This window comes from Enterobacter sp. ECC-219 (assembly GCF_043966805.1).
Taxonomy (GTDB): Bacteria; Pseudomonadota; Gammaproteobacteria; order Enterobacterales; family Enterobacteriaceae; genus Enterobacter; species Enterobacter cloacae_N.
The window spans coordinates 4,524,144-4,546,017 of the sequence record NZ_CP143680.1 but is presented as its reverse complement, the minus strand read 5'-3'; the positions used below and the strand labels follow the sequence as shown (position 1 = coordinate 4,546,017).

At 60.1% G+C, this 21,874-nt stretch carries 12 protein-coding genes; 4 read left to right on the top strand and 8 right to left on the bottom strand.

What is annotated here, in order from left to right; genetic code table 11:
* The first annotated feature begins 1 nt into the window (after nt 1).
* A complete protein-coding gene (locus V1603_RS21580) occupies nt 2-736 on the top strand; it encodes a class I SAM-dependent methyltransferase (RefSeq protein ID WP_395313246.1) in 735 nt (244 codons plus the stop codon).
* On the opposite strand, the gene V1603_RS21575 is transcribed toward V1603_RS21580, so the two are convergent.
* A complete protein-coding gene (locus V1603_RS21575; protein ID WP_116343812.1) occupies nt 730-1,332 on the bottom strand; it encodes a short chain dehydrogenase in 603 nt (200 codons plus the stop codon). The genes V1603_RS21580 and V1603_RS21575 overlap by 7 nt on opposite strands.
* 97 nt (nt 1,333-1,429) lie before the next feature.
* Here V1603_RS21575 and V1603_RS21570 point away from each other — a divergent pair, with 97 nt between their 5' ends.
* Nucleotides 1,430-2,317: a LysR family transcriptional regulator gene (locus tag V1603_RS21570; protein WP_116343811.1), complete on the top strand. Its 888-nt coding sequence runs from the start codon at nt 1,430-1,432 to the stop codon at nt 2,315-2,317.
* 20 nt (nt 2,318-2,337) lie between these two features.
* Nucleotides 2,338-3,519, top strand: coding sequence for a PLP-dependent aminotransferase family protein (locus V1603_RS21565; RefSeq protein ID WP_116343810.1), 1,182 nt, complete (start codon nt 2,338-2,340; stop codon nt 3,517-3,519).
* A gap of 54 nt (nt 3,520-3,573) precedes the next feature.
* Here the strand turns inward: V1603_RS21565 and V1603_RS21560 are convergent, their stop codons facing one another.
* Nucleotides 3,574-3,993: a nuclear transport factor 2 family protein gene (locus V1603_RS21560; RefSeq protein WP_395313245.1), complete on the bottom strand. Its 420-nt coding sequence runs from the start codon at nt 3,991-3,993 to the stop codon at nt 3,574-3,576.
* 97 nt (nt 3,994-4,090) lie between these two features.
* Between V1603_RS21560 and V1603_RS21555 the strand changes: the two genes are divergently transcribed.
* Nucleotides 4,091-4,822: a helix-turn-helix domain-containing protein gene (locus tag V1603_RS21555; RefSeq protein ID WP_233003284.1), complete on the top strand. Its 732-nt coding sequence runs from the start codon at nt 4,091-4,093 to the stop codon at nt 4,820-4,822.
* On the opposite strand, the gene nudI is transcribed toward V1603_RS21555, so the two are convergent.
* From nudI to V1603_RS21525, 6 genes are all read right to left on the bottom strand, one after another.
* Complete coding sequence (gene nudI / locus V1603_RS21550; RefSeq protein WP_395313244.1) at nt 4,794-5,219, bottom strand: nucleoside triphosphatase NudI; 426 nt, start codon at nt 5,217-5,219, stop codon at nt 4,794-4,796. The two genes, V1603_RS21555 and nudI, sit on opposite strands and share 29 nt — an antisense overlap.
* A 257-nt stretch (nt 5,220-5,476) precedes the next feature.
* Nucleotides 5,477-5,914 carry a hypothetical protein gene (locus tag V1603_RS21545; RefSeq protein ID WP_163330132.1) on the bottom strand — a complete coding sequence of 146 codons (438 nt, stop codon included), beginning with the start codon at nt 5,912-5,914 and terminating at the stop codon, nt 5,477-5,479.
* Nucleotides 5,915-6,237: 323 nt separating this feature from the next.
* Nucleotides 6,238-7,407 carry an HlyD family efflux transporter periplasmic adaptor subunit gene (locus tag V1603_RS21540; protein ID WP_116343831.1) on the bottom strand — a complete coding sequence of 390 codons (1,170 nt, stop codon included), beginning with the start codon at nt 7,405-7,407 and terminating at the stop codon, nt 6,238-6,240.
* A gap of 10 nt (nt 7,408-7,417) precedes the next feature.
* Entirely contained in the window at nt 7,418-9,613 is a 2,196-nt protein-coding gene (locus V1603_RS21535) for a type I secretion system permease/ATPase (protein WP_116343805.1), read from the bottom strand.
* Nucleotides 9,610-11,013 (bottom strand): TolC family outer membrane protein, encoded by a 1,404-nt coding sequence (locus V1603_RS21530; protein ID WP_126326363.1) that lies wholly within the window; start codon nt 11,011-11,013, stop codon nt 9,610-9,612. The genes V1603_RS21535 and V1603_RS21530 overlap by 4 nt, the downstream gene beginning before the upstream one ends.
* A gap of 82 nt (nt 11,014-11,095) precedes the next feature.
* Nucleotides 11,096-21,199, bottom strand: coding sequence for a BapA/Bap/LapF family large adhesin (locus V1603_RS21525; protein WP_395313243.1), 10,104 nt, complete (start codon nt 21,197-21,199; stop codon nt 11,096-11,098).
* Nucleotides 21,200-21,874 lie beyond the last annotated feature (675 nt).

Here is a 21,874-nt window from a genome sequence, read left to right as displayed (position 1 = left end):
CATGGCACAAAACATCTACGACAACCCGGCATTTTTTGAAGGCTATGCCCAGCTTCCGCGCTCGGTTCAGGGCCTGGACGGCGCGCCGGAGTGGCCCGCGCTCAAGGCAATGCTGCCAGATTTAACCGGTAAATCGGTTGTCGATCTCGGCTGCGGCTACGGATGGTTCTGTCGCGCAGCGCGCGAGCTGGGCGCGTCTGACGTCACGGGTGTTGATATTTCAGAAAAAATGCTCGCCCGCGCGGCTGAACTGACTGATGACAACCGGATTCACTATCAGCGTAGCGATCTGGAATCTCTGGCGCTGAAAGCGAATAGCCTCGATCTGGTCTACAGCTCGCTGGCGCTGCACTACCTGCCGGAGCTGGACACGCTATTCGCCAACGTTCAGCGCGCGCTCAAACCCGGCGGTAGCCTGGTCTTTTCGATGGAGCACCCGATATACACCTGCGCTACCCGTCAGGGCTGGCTGACCGACGACCGCGGCGAGCGGTTCTGGGGGGTGAACCGCTATCAGGACGAGAGCCAGCGCGTCAGCAACTGGCTGGCGGACGGGGTGATTAAATACCACCGCACGCTGGGCACCACGCTTAACGCACTGATCAAAGCGGGGTTAACGATAAGCGAAGTTAATGAGTGGGGGCCAACGCAGGCGCAGATTGACGCCTGGCCTGCATTGGCCGAAGTGGCGGAGCGCCCGATGCTGGTGCTGATCGCCGCCGGTAAGGATCAATAACCGACTTTATACACCCGCCCGCTCTGCACCCCTTCCACGCTGCGGCGGTAGGCCTGCGCCACGGTCGCGGCGGGAACGCTTTCAAAGCCGGGGAAGAACCCGTCATACGCTTCGGCTGACTCCGTCAGTACCGTTGGGCTAATCAGGTTGATGCGGATCCCGCGCGGCAGTTCGCAGGCTGCGGCGCGGACAAACCCTTCCAGCGCCGCGTTCACCGTGGTGGCATTCACGCCCTGCGCAATCGGCTCGTGCGCCACAATCCCGCTTATCAGCGTAATCGAGCCGCCTTCGTTCAAATAATGCTGGCCGGTCAGCGCCAGACGCACCTGCCCCAGCAGCTTATCCTGCAGGCCCTGGTTGAAGTCGCTGTCTTTCATGGTCGCGAGCGGGCCAAAGTAGAGGCCACCGCTTGCGGAGACAATCGCATCCACCGGGCCGATTTTCTCAAACAGCGCCTGTACACTCGCCTGCGAGGTGATATTCACCTGATAGTCGCCCTGCGTGCGACCGACGCGGATGACCTCGTGACGACGGCTTAATTCTTCGGTTACGGCACGCCCGACAGTACCGCTGGCACCAATAATGACGATTTTCATAGCAGACTCCTTATGTTGTGAGCCCTCATTCTTTAATAAATAAAAAGTCAGATAAACTGGGCTAAAGTTAGATGATTGCTAACCAGAGGTTCGGAATATGGATAAGCTTCGCGGGATGGAGACGTTCATTGCGGTAGTGGAAAGCGGCAGCTTTACCGGGGCGGCGTCCCGGCTGGAGATGTCGGCGGTCATGGTGGGGAAGTATATTGCGCTGCTGGAATCGCAGCTCGGTACGCGGCTGCTGGAGCGCAATACCCGTCGCCAGAGCCTGACCGACGCCGGACGCGTTTATTTCGAAGAGGCCAGGCGGGTGCTGGAGCAGGTCTCGATTGCCGAAAGCGCGGTTGAACGGCTGCGCGCCACACCCGCCGGAACCCTGCGCGTCACGGCACCCACGTCGTTTGGCGGCTGCGTTGTCGCGCCTTTGACCGCCACATTTTTGCAGCGCTACCCGGAGGTGCGCATCGAACTGGATCTCACCAATCGAATGGTCGATCTGGTAGAGGAGGGGGTCGATCTGGCCATCCGCATTGGCGACATCCGCAATGACGATCTGGTGGCGAAATACCTGTGCCCCTACAACATGGTGATCTGCGCCGCGCCGGACTATTTAGCGCGTCACGGCACGCCGCAGACGCCTGCCGATCTGGTGGATCATCTTTGTCTGTCGCACACGGTGTGGACCGCGCGCAACGAGTGGCGGCTGCCGGGCGTGGAAGGGGAGGTGCGCTGGAAGCGGGATGCCATCTTACGGTGTAACGACGGCTACGGGCTACGCATGGCGGCGCGAGCCGGGGCGGGGCTGCTGCTGCAACCGGAGGTGCTGGTGGCGGAAGAGCTGGCAAGCGGCAGGCTGATACGGGTGCTGGAGCCGTTCACGCCCGCGCCGAGACCGGTGCATTTACTGTGGCGTCAGGATTTACGCCCCCTGCCTAAGCTAACGGAATTTATTGCTCATATTCTGCTAAGATTGGGCACAATATAAAAAAAGAAGGTAATCAAAGAATGTCTGCAAACAAACTCGCCAGCAGCGCGCAGGGCCTGCAATCATCCGCCATCCGTGAATTATTAAAACATAGCAAAATGGCGGGCGTGATTTCGCTGGGCGGCGGTATTCCCAACCCGGACCTGTTCGATCGCGAAGGACTTAAAATCGCCGCCGATGCCGTGTTGTCGCAGAATTTTGGCGAGGCGTTCCAGTATGGCCTGACGGAAGGCGTACCGGGGCTGCGCGAAGAAATTAAACGCATCTGCGAAGGGCGCGGCATCGCCTGTAAGGCCGATGACGTGGTCATTACTTCCGGCTCTCAACAATCTCTGGACGTGCTGGCGCGTGCGTTGATCAATCCTGGCGATACGGTTGTCGTTGAACGTCCAACCTATCTCGCCGCGCTGCAGGTCTTTGGCCTGGCGCAGGCCAGTTTTGAATCCGTAGGTACCGACGGCGACGGCATGAAGGTCGATGAGCTTGAAGCACTGGTGGCAAAGAAAACCATCAAGGCGGTTTATATCGTTCCAACTTTTGGTAACCCTGGCGGCGTAACGCTTTCTGAAGCGCGTCGCAAACAGCTGGTGGAACTCTCGAAGCGCTATGATTTCGTGATTATCGAAGACGATCCGTACAGCGAAATTAATTACACCGACGACGTATTCCGCCCGCTGATTGCCCATGCGAAAGATATCGGCAATGAAGATAACGTGGTGTACACCTCAACCTTCTCCAAAATCCTCGCGCCGGGCACCCGCGTGGGCTGGGTACTGGTGCCGGAGTGGCTGAAGCGCGCGGTGGTGAACCTGAAGCAAACCACCGATCTGCACACCAGCACGCTGTCGCAGCTGATGACCTACGAGTACCTGAAAACCGGGCGTCTGGCGAACCAGATTAAAATGATCCGCGAGGCCTATCGCCAGAAATACCAGACGTTCGCAACGGAACTGGAAGCCGAGCTGGGCGATGTGATGTCGTTCCACAAGCCGAAGGGCGGCATGTTCCTGTGGGCGAAAATGAACAACGGCATGAATACGACGAAATGGCTGGAAAAAACCTTGAGCAACGGTGTGGTGTTTGTACCGGGTGAGTTCTTCTACTGCAACGAACCGGACCAGACAACGCTGCGCATGTCATTCGTCACCCCAACGGATGAGCAGTTGAAAGAAGCGGTTCGACGCCTGAAGATCTCGCTGTAAGAGGAGGCGCATAACGGCAGAGGCTGTTATGCGCCGTTCGCGTTTAGGGTGAGCTTATTGCGTGGCGTGGGCGAGTGCGCGGTCTGATGCCTCTGCGCCAATCACCAGCGTGACCTCATGGATACGACAAATTTTTCCTTCTCGCAGTGCGGCAAACATATACACCTCAATCTCTGCCTGCCGACCATCCGGATACGTCACGGTAACCCAGTGCCGGTCTGCCAAAAGACCATCGTGACAGGCGAACTCCTCTACCCTGAATGCTATCTCGCGGATCTGCGATCGAACGTGGTTCAGGTGCTGCACAAAACCCTGATAATCAAGCGCGTGACCGTCCGTAAATTGCTGGTAATCGGGCGTAAAAAGCTCTGCCGGATCGACATCGCCTTTGAATAAGTTGGTTAACAGGCTAGCCATTTCCTTGCGCTGCGCGGTGTTGTCAGAGTGGGATACCAGGGATGTGATAATGCTCATGCAGGCTCCTTAAGTGGTTGAATCAACATTATCCTTGACAGCTGAAGACGCAGTTTCTGTAATACGCCGATGAATAACGATTTTCGGTCAAAATGGTATGATCAGTATTGAAGCGCTCCTTCATCCTGGCGGGTACCGAACGCCCTGGCACAGTCATCGCACCGGCCAGTTGTGGCGCATTGCAACGGGGCTGCTGGTCATTGAGACGCAGCAGGCGCGCTCGGTCGTGCCGGCAAAACATATCGGCTGGATCCCGCCGGGCCAGGAGCACGCCGCCTTCTCTGAAAGCGCGATTGAAGGCTGCGCTATCTATCTTGACCCTGCTTGCTGTGCAATGCTTCCCGATGCTCCCGCGCTGTTCGAGCCGGACGATCTCACCCATGCACTGTTTTCCCGTGTATGTGGTGCAGGGAGCGAGTACGATCCGCGAAAGCTGACTTTACTGCTGGATGAGCTTGCCATGACGCCCCAGGTTCACTTTTCTCTGCCCGTGCCGACGGATCCGCGTCTGAAGAACGTGGTCAGCCGCTTGCTGCAGTTTGTCGATGATAATCAGACGGTCGAGAGTCATGCCAGCCATGCCGGGATGAGCGTACGTACGTTTAACCGTCGGTTTAGCGCCCAGACGGGAATGAACTTTGTCAACTGGCGGCAGCTGGCGCGCGTCATGCAGGCAATGGAGTGGCTGGCGGCGGGGAAGCCGGTGGGATGGATTGCGCTGTCATGCGGCTACAGCAGCGTCAGCGCATTTATTGAGGTTTTCAGAGCATGGACCGGTAAAACGCCGGGGCAGTGGGCAATTAAAGAAGGCCCTTTTGGGCGAAGGTAATGCGCGTGGCTTCGTTGAGATCAAGCTCTTTTAACGATTCCGGATTAACCCAGGCGATCTCCTGAAACTCTTCATTAAACGTGACTGCCCGGTTGGCACTGATGCAGTCGAAGATCAGATAGATCATGTAAATCTCCTCAGTGGTGCCATCGGCGTAGGTTTTCACTCTGATGTCATCGCGAAAAGCCCATGGCGTGATCGAAGCGATCTCCAGCGCTTCGCCCAGCTCTTCGCGGATCTCACGGCGCAACGCCTGTTCCATGGTTTCGCCCGGCTCCATTCCGCCGCCGGAGAGAGCCCACTGGCCGGGGAACACGCCGCGATCGTTGGCCATTTTGCACAGCAGATAGGCACCGTTGTTCTGGATGATGGGGCAGACAATGGTTCGTTGGCGCATGATTTCTTCCTGAAAAATGAGTTTGGGCTACTTTAGCAGATTGGGGGATGATTATGTTAGAGGTGCTCGATTCTCGCTCCTTGGTTTTCTGCGTTTTGCTGCAGATTCAGCCAGAATTCAATACTTCGCCTGGTGTGGTTGAGATGCGTAGTTTTTCCTGGTTATTCATAATTAACGTCCTGTTTATAAATATAAAATGAGTGCGGTTTGATGCCCTCACCCCGACCCTCTCCCACAGGGAGAGGGAGAAAACCATGTCAACCCAGCAACGCGACGCCAGCCTCTGTTCTCAGCCAGCGCGGGGCTTTTAGCTGGTCAGCAAAATATCCCGTCAGTTCAAAGAGTAAATCTCCCATCACACGAGCGGATTCAGGGGCGAGCGCGCCCCCCAGCAACAGTTGCGTAATTTCCTCGCAGTAGCGACAGAGCTGATCGGATTCAGCGTTGAATGCAGGTTCACATTCGGGGAACACATTGACGGTAAGACGTTCCTGTAAGTGCTCAGGGAGCGGCTCCAGCAGCATCGGGCGAAGCAGGGCGAGGGTCGATGCAAGACGACCGCAGAGCGCTATTTTTCTTGCAGGATCGGTCTCTTCCACCAATGCTTCGCAATAGCGTTGGCAGTTGTCGGCAAGTTCAGTGAAGTCGGTATTGTGGCCGAAGGGGGTCGTGAAAAGTGCGTTACTGGTAGTCATAATTTTTCTCCAATCAGGTAATTAACCCGACCGCGGAAATGCCAATTTCCGGGTGGCAGGTCTGAACGGAGTTGGCATTACCGGCTTGGAGTGTACCGGCGCGTCTTGCGACGCCCCCGTCCAGCCCACCATTGGAATGTAGCCAGACGTACAGCGTAACAAGAACTTACGCCGTCTCCAATCATAACCGGGATGCCAATCCCGACGCCAGATTTTGCTGGCGTGGAAGGAACATACGCCCGATTAACCCTAATAAAAAGCAGGCTACCCAGAAGAAGTTAAATCCTGCGAGGCGGCTTCAGAAAATGATGTAAGGCGTTTCATCACCGCTCCCTAAGCGCCTCTTTCGCCCGATTAAACGGCTTGATCAGATAATCCAGCACCGTTTTCTCCCCGGTCTTAATGTCCACCGTCGCAATCATCCCCGGCACGATTGAGAAGTGCCTGCCCGCCTTATTCACCAGGTAATCCTGGCTGGTGCGGATAAATACGCGGTAATAGAACACCTCCGGCTTGGCCTCGTCCTGGATGGTGTCCGGCGAAATGGTCTCCACCACCCCGTGCAGCCCGCCGTAGATGGCGTAATCGTAGGCGGTGATCTTCACCAGCGCCTCCTGGTTCGGGTGGATAAAGGCGATATCGCGCGGCGAGAGCCGGGTTTCAATCAGCAGGTGATCGTCTACCGGCACAATCTCCATCAGCTCGCCGTTGGGCGGGATCACCCCGCCGATGGTGGTGACTTTAATGTTTTTCACGATCCCGCGCACCGGGGATTTTACCGTCAGGCGGGTGACGGAATCCTCGCGGCCTTTCAGGATCGCCGAGACCATATCCACCTCCGCGTTGGCCTTGGATAACGCCTCGCGCGCCTGAACGTAATACTGGGAACGCACGTCGGTGAGCTTCAGCTCCAGGTCGCTTTTCTGCCGCTGCAGGCGCAGCACTTCCACGTGGCTGGCGGCGCCGGTTTTTACCAGCCGCTGGGTGATCGCCAGCTCTTTGTTTGCGAGATCTAATGCTGAACGCAGTTCACGCTGCGTGTCCTCCAGCTGCGCGCGGCGCGAGTTGTAGAGCCGCGTTTCGGCGGCGGTCAGTTCGGTCCATTTCTCCAGCGAAGGCGGGAACTTCAGCGGCAGATCGTTTACCTCGGCGTACAGACGGGCGCTGGAGGCCAGCGACGCACGGTAGCGCGCAGCGCTTTCGCCGACGTTCGATTCGGAACGCGTCGGATCCAGCCGCGCCAGCACCTGTCCGGCCTGCACCTGATCGCCCTCGTGAACGTTCAGCTCGGTGAGGATCCCCCCATCCAGCGACTGCAACACCTGCTCGCGCGAGCTGGGGATCACTTTTCCGGTTCCCGTTGAGACTTCATCCAGCATCCCAAACCACGCCCAGACGCCCAGCGCCACAAACATCAGCAGCGAGAAGATCACGATCCGCCGCGCGCCGGAATAGCCGCTTTCGGAGTCGAGCGCATTATCCAGATCGTCCATCGCGGCCACGTCACGCTGACTGATTTTCATTTTTCCACTCCCGTCCGGTTGCTGCCTGCTGCTGTTGCTGCATGCGGCTGTTGTTCAGCGCCTGTGCCTTTGGCGCGTCCATGACCAGCATCCCATCTTTCAGCACGACCACGCGCTCCACCAGCTCCAGCACCGGCACGCGGTGGGTGGCGACGACCAGCGTCCGGTTGCCGAGCCATGCTCCCAGGCGCTGGATAAATTCCCGCTCGGTGTGTTCATCAAGGGAGGCGGTCGGCTCGTCCATCAGCACAATATTCGGATCGCGCAGCAGCATCCGCGCCAGCAGAATCGACTGCCGCTGCCCGCCGGACAGCCCCACGCCGTTCTCCATAATCGGGTAGTCCAGCCCCTTCGGCAGCTTCAGCACAAAGCTGGCCGCACCGCACATCTCCAGCACCTCGAAAATCTCTTCGTCGGTGGCGCGCGGCATGCCGAGGGTGATGTTCTCGCGCAGGGTGCCGTAAAACAGCCGCGCGTTCTGGGTCATAAAGCCGACGTTGCGCCGCACGTCCGCCACGTCGAGATGCGGCAGGCTGAGGTTGTCGAGCCGCAGTTCGCCGCCTGCCAGATCCATTCCGCCCGCCATCGCCTGCAGCAGGGTGGATTTGCCCGCGCCGTTGCGCCCGAGGATCGCGACTTTCTCGCCCGGCCTGATCTCCAGGCGGTTAATGCGCAGCGCCATGCGCGGATCTTCCGGGTGGTAGCGGAACTGCGCCTGCTCGAAGAGATAGTGTCCGCGCAGCACGTCCTGGCGGATCGGCGTCTCTTCGCGCTGGTTTTCGGTCGGCAGCTGCATAATGCTGTCCAGCCCCTCTTTGGCGGCCTTTACCTGCTGCCAGCGTGCCAGCACCCCACACAGCGTCGCCATCGGCGCGATCATCCGCGAGGCCAGCATTGAGGCAGCCACCACCGAACCGGTGGTTAAGGTGCCGTCGATCACCATCGGCGCGCCGACCACGATCACGGCGGCGTAGACCAGGCTCTGGACGGTCATTCCCCAGCTGATCAGGTTCTGCGTCAGCTCGCGGGTGCGCAGGCCGGATTCCGCGGTAATCTGGATATAGCTGTTCCACTGCTGCAAAAAGCGGTTCTCCGCCTGCATCAGCTTGATGTCCTCCAGCCCCTGCACGCTCTCCACCAGCACCGCGTTGCGCAGGGTCGATTCATGGGCCGACTGCTTCGCCAGCTCCGCCAGCTTCTTTTGCAGCAGCAGGCCGGGCAGGACCATGATCACAGCCGCCACCGGGGCGATCCACGCCAGCTGCGGCGCGATAATCGCCAGTACTACCACAAACAGGAAGAAGAAGGGCAGATCGACAATCGTCGAGATGGTGGAGGAGGTGACCATCTCGCGGATCTGCTCCAGCTCGCGCAGCTGGGAGATAAAGCTGCCGGTGGAGCGCGGAATGGCGCTGTGGCGCAGCCGCAGGGCGTGACCAAACACGCGATCCGAGACGCGCAGATCCGATCGCTTGCCCAGCAGATCCATAATGTGCCCGCGCGCGACGCGCAGCACAAAGCCAAACAGGGTGGCGATCAGCACCCCGATGGTCAGCACGTAGAGCGTCGGATAGGACTGGGCGGGGATCACCCGGTCATACACCTGCATGGAAAAGACAATGCCAGAGAGGGAGAGCACGTTGATAAACAGCGCCGCCAGCATCACCCAGCTGTAGGGGCGCAGGTCGCGCATCACCAGCCGGTAGAGCCAGTCCGGGCGGTATTTTGAGATGTAGGCGTCCACGCGGCTGTCCTTCAGCGCCGCCAGCGGACGCAGGGCGATAACGTGGCGGATGGCGGGTAACATCGCGCTCATCGACAGGCGGTTGGTGTACGTCTTGTCGTCGAAAAAGCTGACCTCAAGCGTGTCCTCACCGTCGAAATTCTCGATCACGCCGATTTTTCCGTCGCTCAGCGCCACCACCACCGGCAGACGCCAGCTGTTGATCGACTGCTGATCGGCCGTTAGCAGCTGGAACGTTAGCCCGGCTTCACGGGCAAGCTGAGTCAGCGCGGGCACCATCGGTTTGCCTTTCAGCCACGGTGCGCCTGCGATCAGCGCGCCGGGCGAACAGGCGACGCGGTAGCGCGTGGCAACAAAGCCAAACGCCTGCGCCCACTGCGCCAGGGCCTCATCCGTCATCGTTTCCCCCTGAGGGATGTCGCGTTGCTTCATGGCTGGATCTCCACGGTCTGGATGGTGCGGTTATCAAGATCGAACGCATGACGCAATTGCCCGGTGTTATAGAGGCAGTTGAGCTGCAGCTGGTGCAGCTGACCGAGGGTCTGCTGCTGGGTAAAGCGTGCCTGATAGACCTCCTGCTCGGCGTTAAGCACGTCCAGCAGGGGGCGCGAGCCGAGATCGAGATACTGTTGCTGATAGAGCTCGCGGGTGCGGGCGCTGAGTGCCTCCTGGCGGCCCTGAATTTGCAGCGTGCTTTGCAGGCTCATCACCTGACTGCGGGCCTCCAGCAGCTTCTGGCGCACATCGAGGCGCGTACGCTGAATGGTCGACTGCGCCGCCTCCACCGCGTGTCCGGCGGCGTTACGTCGGGCGGTGAGCCCGCCGCCCTGATAGAGCGGCATCTGGACTTTCACCCAGGCGGAATACTGGGTGCGATCCCGCGTTTCGTTACCCGCGTAGCGATCGTTCAGGTAATGACGGACCTCCGGCTCCAGCGAGACGGTTGGCGTCATCTGCGCGTCGGCGTAGTCGAGGTTAGCCTGGGCGACGTTCGCCTGTGCCCAGGCGGCGAGGACCGCAGGCACCAGGCGATCGTCCGGCTCGGCGATATCGCAGCTGCGGGCCAGCTTCTGTGGAAAATCATTGCTGATATCATTCAGGCTGTTCCAGCCGAGAAAGCTCATCAGCGTGGCGCGGGCGCTGTCGAGGCTGGCCTGATACTGCATCAGCTGGGCGCGTGCCCCTTCAATGCGCGCGTCGGTCTGCACCACGTCAGAGAGCGAGGTGGCCCCTTCGTCGTTACGCAGGCGGGTCAGCTTGCCGATTGAGGAGAGGGCGTCGAGCTGCTCTTTGGCGGTGTCGACCATCTGCTGCAGAGTTTGCACCTGCACCATGGCGATGGCGGTATCGTGAGCGATGGTGTCGATGCTGACCAGCACGTTGGCCTGCTGCTGGGCGACTCCGGCGTTTTCGGCCCGCACCTGGCTGGCCACTTTGCCGAAGTCGTAGAGCATTTGCGAAAGAGAGAGCACCAGCGACGGCGTAAAGCCGTTCTGATCGCCGTCGTGGGAATACCCGTTGTCCATGCCAGCGTTAATCTGCGGATAGTATTTCGATTTGGCGACGTCGACCTCTTCGTTCTGCTCGTAAAGTTTGCCCACGGCTTCAGCGATTGCCGGATGCCAGGTGACGGCGCGATTAACGGCTTCGCCAAGCTGTAGTGAACCAGGAGCGGCTTTGCCTGCCACCGGGGCGACGCGGCCATTCAGTGAGGGGAGTTCCTGCGTTTCGCGGAGTTGTCCGGTATTGATGGTTGCCGCCGGGTTTGCCGCGATGGCGGGTACAGATATCAGGCAGCACGAGAGCCACCAGTAAGGCATCTTTATTCCCATGTCTTGTCCCTAATAAAAAAGTACAGCTTTATTATTTATGCCCGGGCGCTGTGCGCGCCCAGGTCATCTCGTGCAGGTGCTATCAGGTAATGATGTGTTGCTGGTTCACAAGCTCTTCATACGTGGTCTGCACGTTATCAAGCGTAACGAGTGCAGTATTAGTGTAGGTGCTCCCTGCGCCGTCACGGTCGATGGAGATCACAGTGTTGCTACCGCTTTGCGTGACATTGATATAACTCCCCAGCGAGGCGGTATTACCGTCCCAGCCCACCAGCAGGTCGCCAATGTCGATCTTGTCTCCCTGTGCCAGGGAGAAGTTCGTCCAGTGGTCGCCGCCGGCGCTGGTGATGTTGCCCCCCGTCGCGTTGCCCGCCGTGCTGTTCAGCACCTGATAAATCAGCGTGTCGCCGTAGGCCGTACCGCTAATCACATCGTTATGCTCCGAACTGATAAATTTCGGCGCCATGTCGATGGTCAGTGACGCGGTGTCCGTGGTGCCGTTGGCATCGGTCAGGGTGTAGTTAAAGACCTCCTTCGTGGTAATGGTAGAGAGCGATATCCCCGGGTTGAGCGTATAGGTGTAACTGCCGTCTGCGGCAATCGCCAGCGTGCCGTAGTGACCCGTGATGCTCGACAGCGTGCTGCCGGTGTAGGGATCCAGCGTAGTGGTAACGCCGTCGTAGCCGGTAATGCTCACGCGGGTATCCACCGAGTGCAGCTGGTCCATCGTCCCTGCGGAACCGGTGCCGTCGAAAATATTGCCGTCAACGGTGTGGGTGCCCGTGGCGTCGAACTGCGACAGCGAGTAGCTGGTGCCGGTGACGTTTGGGGTGATGGTGATATTTCCTACTCCCAGCGGCCCCATTCTGCCGGTATAGCTCAGGGTGTAGGTCCCCGCCTCCAGGTCGAGACCCGTCAGGTTGACCGTTGCCGTGCCGCCCAGCAGCAGCCCGCCGTTGAACGAGCCGGTTCTGACGGTGGTGGCGCCGTTGGTCAGCGTCCAGTCAACCGTCAACCCTGTCAGCGTCAGCAATGAGTCGACGTTAAACGACAGCACCACGTTGTGCAGCGCGGTATTGGCATCCACCACGAAGGTGCCAGAGCCGGAGCCCTGGGTTGAAGTGAGCAGCGCGGCGTTCCAGCTCGCCGACCCGACGGTTGTATCCGAGTACGCGGCGGTGTGGTGTACCGACGTCACGTCCATCGCGGTGCTGACATCATTCACCGCATCCATCGGCTGCGCGGTTGGGGTGATGTTGAGCGAAGCCGTGTCTTTCGTGCCGTCCGGCGCGGTAATGGTGTAGACGAAGGTATCCGGGGTGCTGATGTGGTCAACGCCAACGCCGCTATTCAGGGTGTAGGTGTACTCCCCGGCCGCGTTGATGCTCAGCGTACCGTACTCGCCGGTAATGTTCGTCAGACCGCTGCTGTTCACCGCTACGCCGTTAACCTCCGTCACCAGCGTGCCGACTGGCGCAATATCATCCGACAGAACGTCCCCGGTAGTGCTCGCGCTGACGCTCGCCACGCTGTAGACATGATCCTGCAGCACGTCCAGCGTGTAGGCCGTCAGGGCGGTGATCCCCGCAGCCGTATTCAGCAGGAACAGGTACTCACCGGCCGGCAGCTGCAGCGTCAGCTGAGGCGAGGTGCCGCCCAGCAGCGGCGCGCGCAGCCAGCCTGGTTCAACGCGCATCTGCTCGAAGGTCTGCGTCGCGTTGTTGAACTTGTAGATGTACAGGTCGAACACCGATGCCAGGGCCACGCCGCCAACGGAAGCCTGGATGGTCATGGTGCGGGTAGTGCCTTCCTCCACGTTATAGATGATGGGGTTGGTCATATCGTCCAGCAGGTTCAGCCCCAGCGTGTTGCCGAGATTGATCCCCACCAGGGTAAAGCCGCCCTGGGACGACGTACCGTTGTCAATCGCGTTGACGGTGGTATCGAAGGTCAGCGAGTTCGTATCGTCAACCGCGACAATACCGCTGGTGGCGGTACCGCTGCCCAGCGACAGCACCAGATTCGCCGACGCGCTGACGCCGTTATGGGTGATGGTGTAGCTGAAGCTCTCCGTCCGGCCAATCACCGATGCGCTGGTGTTGGTCAGATCGTAGGTGTAACTGCCGTCGCGGTTAATGGTCAGCGTACCGTACTGACCCTGGATCACCGTGCCGTCGGCAGTGACGCTGGTGGTGACACCCTGGGCGTTAGTGACGGCCGTGACCGTTGCCCCTGCCGGAGCGTTGTCGCTGCCTGCGGTTGGGTCAACGTCGGTGATCACGTTACCGCCGAGGCTGGTGTCGCCCGTAACGGTGCCCGGCCCGGTCTCTTTCACAGCCACGTCGAGGCTGGTGTAGGAGCCGGTTGCCAGCAGGTTGGTGTTATAGCTCAGCACGCGGTAGTTGCCGTCCGCCAGCCCGGTCAGGTTCAGCGAAACGCCTGTTGCCCCCAGGGTCAGCAGGTCGGCAAACTGCGGCTGTCCGGTATCGACTACGGTAGTCCAGGTGTTGTTAACGGTGTCAAAGCGCTGTACCACCAGCTCAAGGGTGTTGAGCAGAGAGAGCACGGCCCCCGTGGCGTTGGCGTTCACGACGATGTCCGCGCTGCCGCCGCTGCCCACGGTGAAGTTCACCTGAGCGGAGTCATTACCGAGCAGCGTCAGGACGTTGCCCACGGCGCCAACAAGCAGGAAGCCGTAGTCGCTGTACTGGCTGTTGGTGACGGTGGCCGTGGTGCTGAGCTCCAGCTCTTCGACGTTATTGCTGGCGGAGAGCGGCACCACCGGCGCGAGCGCCGAGCCGGGCTGCGAGACGTTGCCCGCCGCGTCGGTGGCGGTGATTTGCAGCGTCTGGCCTTCTGTCTGCTTGTTAACGAAGGTGTAGCTGTACGTGCCGTTGCTGCCCGCTGTGGTCGTTACCGTTGAACCGTCCGGGAGACGGATCGTGACGGTACTGCCTGCTTCAGCATTCCCGGTTAATACGCTACCGTCGGCGTTAAAGGTCCCTGTCGGGGCCGTTGGGGCGGTAAGATCGACGATCACCGTCGTCACGGCCGATGCCGGGCTGGTATTGCCTGCGGCATCGGTGGCCGTGGCGGTGAAGTTATGGGTGCCTTGCGTCAGCGTGGTGGTTTCTGGCAGCGTCCAGTTGCCGTTGGCATCGGCGGTGACGGTGCCCACCAGCGTGATGCCATCGTAGATCCGCACCGTCGCGTTCGCTTCGGCGGTCCCGCTCAGCGTTGGGCGCGTATCGTTGGTCGGAGTGGTGCCGGTTACCGGTCCGATGACGCTGCCCACATCATCAACTACCGAGCTAATGACCGGCGCGGCCGGAGCAAGGGTATCAACGTTAATGTTATACCCGGCGGTTGGCGCGCTGGCGTTGCCTGCGGCATCGGTGGCGGTAAAGGTCAAATTGTGCGAGCCGTTGCCCAGCGCCGGGGAAGGCGTAAAGCTCCATGCCCCGCCGGTGGCCGTTACGCTGCCAATCTGCACGCCGTTATCGAAGATTTTCACCGTAGAACCCGCTTCTGCCGTACCGCTGAGGGTTGGCTGCGCGTCGTTGGTTGTTCCACCGTCTGCTATCGGCGTTGCCGCATTGCCGACATCATCGAGGATGCTGGTGAGCACCGGCAGCGCTGGCGGCGTGGTATCAATCGTCAGGCTGAAGCTGGCTGACGACGCGCTGGTGTTGCCTGCGGCATCCGTGGCCTGCGCGGTGAAGCTGTGCGCACCTTCTGTCAGCGTGGTATTGAGTAAGATACTCCAGCTGCCGCTGCCGTCTGCGGTGCCCGTTCCGACCAGCGTGGTTCCCTCATAGATATTCACGGTGGCAAACGGTTCGCTGGTACCAACCAGCCGCGGTACGGTGTCGTCGGTCGTCTGCCCGGATGTGATTGGACCGGTAATGGTCCCCACATCGTCAATCGCCTGGCCGATAACCGGCGCGGTGGGTACCGTGGTATCGACAACCAGCGTGAAGCCCGGCGAGGCGGGGCTAACGTTCCCGGCGGCATCGGTCACCGTGGCGGTCCAGGTGTGGCTGCCAGCGGCCAGCGGTGCGGACGGCGTAAAGCTCCATGCGCCGGTACCGTCTGCCAGTGCAGTGCCGACCGGCTGACCGTTTTCATAGACAGTGACCGTGGCGTTGGCCGTCGCGGTGCCGCTCAGCGTTGGCGTGGTGTCGTCGGTGCTCTGCCCGGAAGTGAGCGGGGTTTGAATACTGCCCACGTTATCTGCCGCGGCTGAAATGACCGGCGCAGACGGCACGCCCGTATCCACCGTCAGGTTAAACGGTGCCGTTGCCGTACCCGCGTTGCCCGCCGCGTCGGTGGCATTGAAGGTGATGGCATGCGGTCCGTCGGGCAGATCGGTACCCGGTGTGAAGGTCCAGTTGCCCTGGGCGTTGACCACGGCGGTGCCAATTTCGTTGCCATCAACAATCACGTGCACTGTAGAACCTACGTCGGCCGTGCCGTTGAAGGTCGGACGCGCGTCGTTGGTGCTGTTACCCGACGTGAGCGTTCCCGTGGTCGGTGCGACATCGTCAATCACGCTGGTCACCAGCGGCACACCGGGGCCTGCGGTATCGACGGTGAAGGCGAAGACCGACGAGTTAGCCGAGGCGTTGCCCGCGGCATCCGTTGCGTACGCGCGCAGGGAGTAGCTGCCGTCGTCCAGCGGCGCGGTCGGGGTGAAGGACCAGTTACCGGTTCCGTCGACGGTCGCCGTACCAATCTGCGTACCGTTATTCAGGATGTGGATAGTGCTGCCTGCCTGTCCGGTGCCGCTAATCGTTGGGGTGTTGTCGTTGGTTGCCTGCCCGCTGGTGAGGTTGCCCGTGACGCCGCCAGGGACGTTATCACTCACCGTATCCAGCGTTGGAACCGTCGGCGCCGTTAGGTCAACCACCACGCTCCATGGGGCTGAGGCTTCGCTGACGTTGCCCTGCGGGTCGGTCGCCAGGACGGTGAAGCTGTGCGAGCCTTCGACGAGTGCGGTCTCTGGCGTAAAGCTCCACGCGCCGGTGCCATCCGCCGTAACCACGCCAATCTGGGTAGCGCCATCGAAAATGGTCACCACGCTGTTCGCGTCCGCGGTCCCTGTAAGAGTTGGCGTGGCGTCGTTCGTTTCGCTGCCGCTGACTATCGGGGTGGCATCATTGCCCACATTATCCGTTACGCTGGTGATGACCGGCGTAGTGGAAAGGGTATCCACCACGAGGGTGAAGTCCGCCGAAGGACCGCTCTGATTTCCTGCCGGATCGGTCTCGCGGATGGTCAGAACATTACTGCCTTCCGGCAGGACGGGCGTGGTGTAGCTCCAGGTGCCGGTATTACCGACCATCACGCTGTCCAGCAGCACGCCGTTGTTGTAGATGGAGATGGTATCACCCACCGCGCCGGTGCCGGTGAGGGTCGGCTGGTTGTCGTTAGTGGTCTGGCCGCTGGTCAGCGGACCGGTGACAGGACCCACGTCGTCAATGACCGAGCCAATGGTTGGCGTGCCCGGGGCGGTAAGATCGATGGTCACGCTGGCCGCCGGAGAGCGGCCGCTGGTGGCACCGTTGAGGGTCGCGGTCACCTCGAAGGTGTGCAGCCCTTCGCCAAGCGCGGCTGGCGTATAGCTCCAGTTGCCGCTGCCGTCGGCGGTCACCGTTGTCAATGGCGTCGTGCTACCGTCCTGGTAGATGGTAATCACGCTGCCCGCTTCGGCCGTACCGGTAAGCGTAGGCGTGGTATCGTTGGTGGTTTTGCCTTTCACATCGCCGGTGACCGGGTCCGCGTCATCGACGATTGCCGTGATGACGGGCACCTGCGGCAGCTCAAGCGGCGAGTCGGTGACGATAAAAGGCACATCGGCGCTTGGATTGCCTGCGGCGTCCGTGGCGGTCACGGTCAGCGTGGTTGGATCCAGCTGCGCCGGGCTCAGCGCAATCGAGAAGCTGCCGTCGCTGCCGACAACGCCGGTACCAATGATCGTGCCACCACTGTCCTTAACGGTAATGGTACTTCCCTCTTCGCCGGTACCGGTCAGCGGTGTGCCTGTCTCAGGCAGGCTCATGTTGCCCGGATTGGCCGGGGCGACGGTATCGACCGTCACGCTCAGCGGCGCTGAACTGCCTGAGAGGTTACCCGCCGGATCGCTGGAAGCGACAGTGAAGACGTATGTATCATCCAGCAGCGTCGCGTCGGCAGTCCAGCTCCAGGTGCCATCCGACTGCACGGTTACCTGCGCTCCCGATGGCGTGCCGTCTACGGAGACGATAACTGTGGTGCCCGGTTCACCGGTGCCGGTAAGGGTCGGCGTGCCGTCCTTCGTATACAGCACGTTGTTGGAAAGCTGGCTGTCAACAACGGCGTTAATGACGGGGATCTCAGGCGCAACGGTATCGAGCGTGACGGTAAAGACCGGGCTCAGCGCGCTGACGTTACCCGCTGCGTCAACGCCCGCCACGGTAATATTCAGCGGGCCGTCCGTCTGTGTTGGGAGAGTAAGGCTCCATTCTCCGTTAACCACAACCACGCGCCCCAGCTCGACGCCGTTGTTGTAGACGATCACCGTATCGCCAGTCGTGCCGGTTCCTCCGACGGTTGGTGTTGCATCAGTGATATAGCCATCGTCCGGCGCGCCGCCAATGGCGCCAATCGCCGGGACATCCGGTGCAACGGTATCCACGGTAATCGTAATCGCCGGCGAAGCGTCAGAGACGTTGCCCGCCTCATCGGTGGCGGTGGCGGTGTAGACGTGGGTACCTTCCCCAATATTACTGTCAGGACGCCAGCTCCAGTTGCCGTTGCTGTCTACCGTGACGGTGCCCACGACGGTCGGAGTGCCGTTGACGGTGTCAGTAATGTTAATAACATCGTTCGCCGTACCGGTGCCGCTGAGGACCGGGCGCGGATCGTTGGTGGTTCCACCATCGGGAACGGGGCCGGTTATCTGGCTGACGCTGTCGGTAATCACCGGTGCTGCAGGTGCGACTGGCGCATCGGTGTCAATGGTGATGGTGACCGGCTGGGACGGGGCGCTTTCGTTGCCCGTGCCGTCCATGTTGGTGACGGTCAGGGTAATGTCATAGGTGCCGTTAGGCAGCGGGGTGGCTGGCGTCCAGGTCCAGTTGCCGGTGCCGTCCACGAGCACATCATCAAGCTTAACGCCGCCGTTGTAGATCGTCACGGTATCGCCCGGGTTGCCGGAACCGCTCAGGGTCGGCGTGGTGTCGCGGGTGGTTTCTCCCGGGTTCAGCGGCGTTTCTGTGCCGTCAGGATTGACGGTGATTGCCGGGATATCCGGTGTGGAAGGCGCGACGGTATCCACCGTCAGTTCAAACGGCGTTGAGATGGTGGTATTGCCCGCGGCATCCGTGGCATGCACCGTCAGCGTGTGCGGGCCGTCGGTAAGCGGGATAACGGGGGTAAAGCTCCAGCCGCCGCTGCCGTCGAGGGTCGCGGTGCCGAGCAGGGTGGTGCCGTCATAGACGGTGATTACCGTATCTGCCGGCGCGGTGCCCTGCAGCTGCGGCTGGGTGTCGTCGGTGGTGTCGCCGCTGGTAAGCGGCCCGTTAACGCCGCCGACGTCATCGGTAACGGTGGCGATAGTAGCCGCCGCTGGCGGCGTGGTATCGACGGTCAGGGTAAAGCCACCTGACGCCGGGCTGGTATTACCCGCTCCGTCGGTGGTAACAGCGGTAAAGGTATACGTGCCGTTGCCAAGCGGCGTGGCGGGGGTAAAGGACCACGTGCCATTGCTGTCGACCGGGACAGTGATGAGATCGACGCCGTCCTGGCGAATGGTGACGGTTGAGCCCGGCTCAGCGGTGCCGTTGATGGTCGGCGTGGTGTCGTTGGTGCTGTCGCCAGGATTGAGCGCGCCGAGGCGCTCTGGCACATCATCCACTACCAGGGTAATGACCGGCGCATCCGGGGCCACGCTGTCAATGGTGATGCCCCAGCTGTTGGAAACGTCGCTAATGTTGCCTGCCGCGTCGGTCGCGACGGCGGTCAGGGTATGGGGACCCTCGGCGATGGGGATGTCCGGAGTAAAGCTCCACGCGCCGAGGCCATCGGCGACGGTCGTACCAATATCAACCCCGTCCACGCGAATGGTCACCGTGGCATTTGCTGCGGCGGTACCGCTGAGCGTCGGGGTTGAATCATTGGTGGTCTCATTGAGGTCGAGCGAGCCGGTACGTTCGGGAACATCGTCAACCACCTGCGTAATGACCGGAGCGGCTGGCGCCGTCCCGTCGACGATAATGGTCCACGCGTTCGATTGTCCGCTCGGGTTACCGGCGGCATCCGTCGCCGTTGCCGTCAGCACGTACGTACCATCGGCCAGCGGTGAGGGCGGCGTAAAGCTCCACAGGCCGGATGAGGGGACGTCCACCGTGCCGATGATATCGCTGCCGTTGAAAATCGTGATGGTCGAACCGGGTTCGCCCGTGCCGTTCAGGGTCGGCGCCCGGTCGTTGGTCAGCCCATTCTGCTCCACGGGTCCGGTTGTGTTCAGTACGTCGTCAATCACCGACACGATAACCGGCGCCTGCGGTGGGGTGACATCCGGCGCCGCTGCGGAGGTTGCTGGCCCCGTGTTGCCCGCAGCGTCGGTGGCGTCTGCGGTCAGGATTTCGCCGTTGAGCTTAGGCGGGGTCAGCGTCAGGCTAAAGTTGCCCTCGCTGTCGGCCACCGGGGTGCCAAGGATAGCGTCGCCTTCACGGATGGTTACCGTGCTGCCAGGTTCCGCGGTGCCGGTGATGGTGCCGCCATCATTCGAAACGACGAGGTCACCGGGGGCCAGCGGCGGCGTGGTGTCCACGGTGAAGATGATAGGCTCCGAGGCCGCACTCTGGTTTCCGGCTGCATCGGTTTCAACGACGGTTATCGTGTGCGTCCCGTCCGGGAGCGGGCCGCTCGGCGTGACGCTCCAGGTGCCGTTCGGCAGTACCGTCGTGGTTCCAATCGCCACACCGTTATCGTAGATAGTGATTGTTCCACCGGGCTCGCCCGTTCCCGCCAGAATCGGCTTTGAAGCGTCGGTAGGCGTGCCAGCGGTTATGGTTCCTCTGATCGCACCCGTGTCGTCGGTCAGCACAATCGCGGTTGGCGTGGTCGGCGGGGTAAAATCAACGGTGAGGGTAAATACCGGTGAGGCCGGTCCGAGGTTGCCGGCGGCGTCGGTTGCCCGCACGGTAATCTGGTGGGTGCTTTCAGTCAGGTCAGCTGACGGGGTATATGTCCAGGTGCCGTTGCTGGCGACGAGCGCCGTGCCAATCGCGACTCCGCCATCATAGATGGTCACGGTGGAGCCCGCCTCCGCGGTGCCGCTGAGCTGCGGACGTGGATCGTTGGTGCTGCCGCCGTTCGTCACCGAGCCCGTTAGTGGGGCGACATCGTCCGTCACGCTGCCGATGGTCGGGGCATCGGGTGCTGTGAGATCCGGCGCCATAATCGTTGTGCCCTGGCTGGTATTCCCGGCCGCATCCGTCGCGGTGGCAGTCACCTGTTCGCCGTTGGTCAGCGGAGTGCCGAGAGACACGGTAAAGTTGCCGTCACTGCCGGTTTGCCCGGTGCCAATGACGTTGCCGTTCGCGTCTTTCAGCGTGATAGTACTGCCGGGCTCGGCGGTACCGGTGACGCTTTTACCGTCCGACGAGAACTGAAGGCTGGATGGCGCGTTCGGCGGTGTTGTATCCGGGTTGGTTGGATCGACCGGCGAGCCGGGGGTAGGGCTGCTGTTACCTCCATCGTCGTCGTCTCCCCCTCCGCCACCGCCGGAGCTTGCTGCCGCAGCGATACCGCCTGCTGCAACAATGCCGCCCAGTGCCCATGGCCAGATGGCGGCTCCACCGGCATCGCTTCCGGATGCGGCCAGCAACGCGTCCGTAGAGGCGATGGATTCGTACGTGGCGGCTCCGGTTGGATCTTCAATCCACCATAGCGCACCGTCACTCTCCTGGAGCACCAGCTGGCTCACGCCTTGCGCGTCGGTGACGTAGAAGTTTTTAAGGGTGATCACTTCCCCTGAGTGCAGGGTCACCACCAGATCGTTACCACTTCGCGCGAAGTGGGAGACATCGGCTCGCTCTACATGAAGCTCAACGATAGAGGAATGGCTCAGCGTAACCTGTGTGCCTTCCGTAGTCGTTTCCACGCCAGTGAGTTTTGATATAACAGAGATTTGGCTCATTTAGGTATTACTCCAGCAGAGTTATCGTGAACGACGAGCAAGACGAGCCATCTCTGGAGAAGGTAAAGGGCGCCCCCGGCGGAGTTACTGTTTATTAAACAGCACTCACCGTCTTTTTTAGAGCGAACGATGCCCGCCAGGATTCAGAGTGGCAACATCAGAGCGAATGTAATTACTTATCAGACAGAATGTTTGCTATGCGTATTTTCGCCTTATAAAACCCTGTAATTAATAGAGGAATTGGTTTTGAGGATATAAAAATGATATAGCCAGAAAACGGTGAATGTGCAAATTAAGCTTTCGTAAATAAAGGGGTAAGTCGTGAAGAGGGCATTAATTTATTGATGTGGATTATGTGTTTGTTTTCTTATTGGGTTGTTTTTATTGGTTTTTTTATTTTTAATTTGTGTGTTTTATTTGTGCTTTAGGTGTAATTCAATAATTGGTAGTGACGTTTTTGAATGTAATTAAAAATGTTATTATTTAAATCTGCTTAATTTGTGTTTAAGTTAGGGTAACATTTTTGATGTAGGATATATTATATTAATTAGAATTTAAAATATATTCTTATAAGGTGTGGGAATTCTGCTATTGCGAGCGGAAATATAATAACCTGCTTTATTTTCAATACGGTTCATCCATTAGCCTGATACTAAGGTCGAAAAAATATGACCA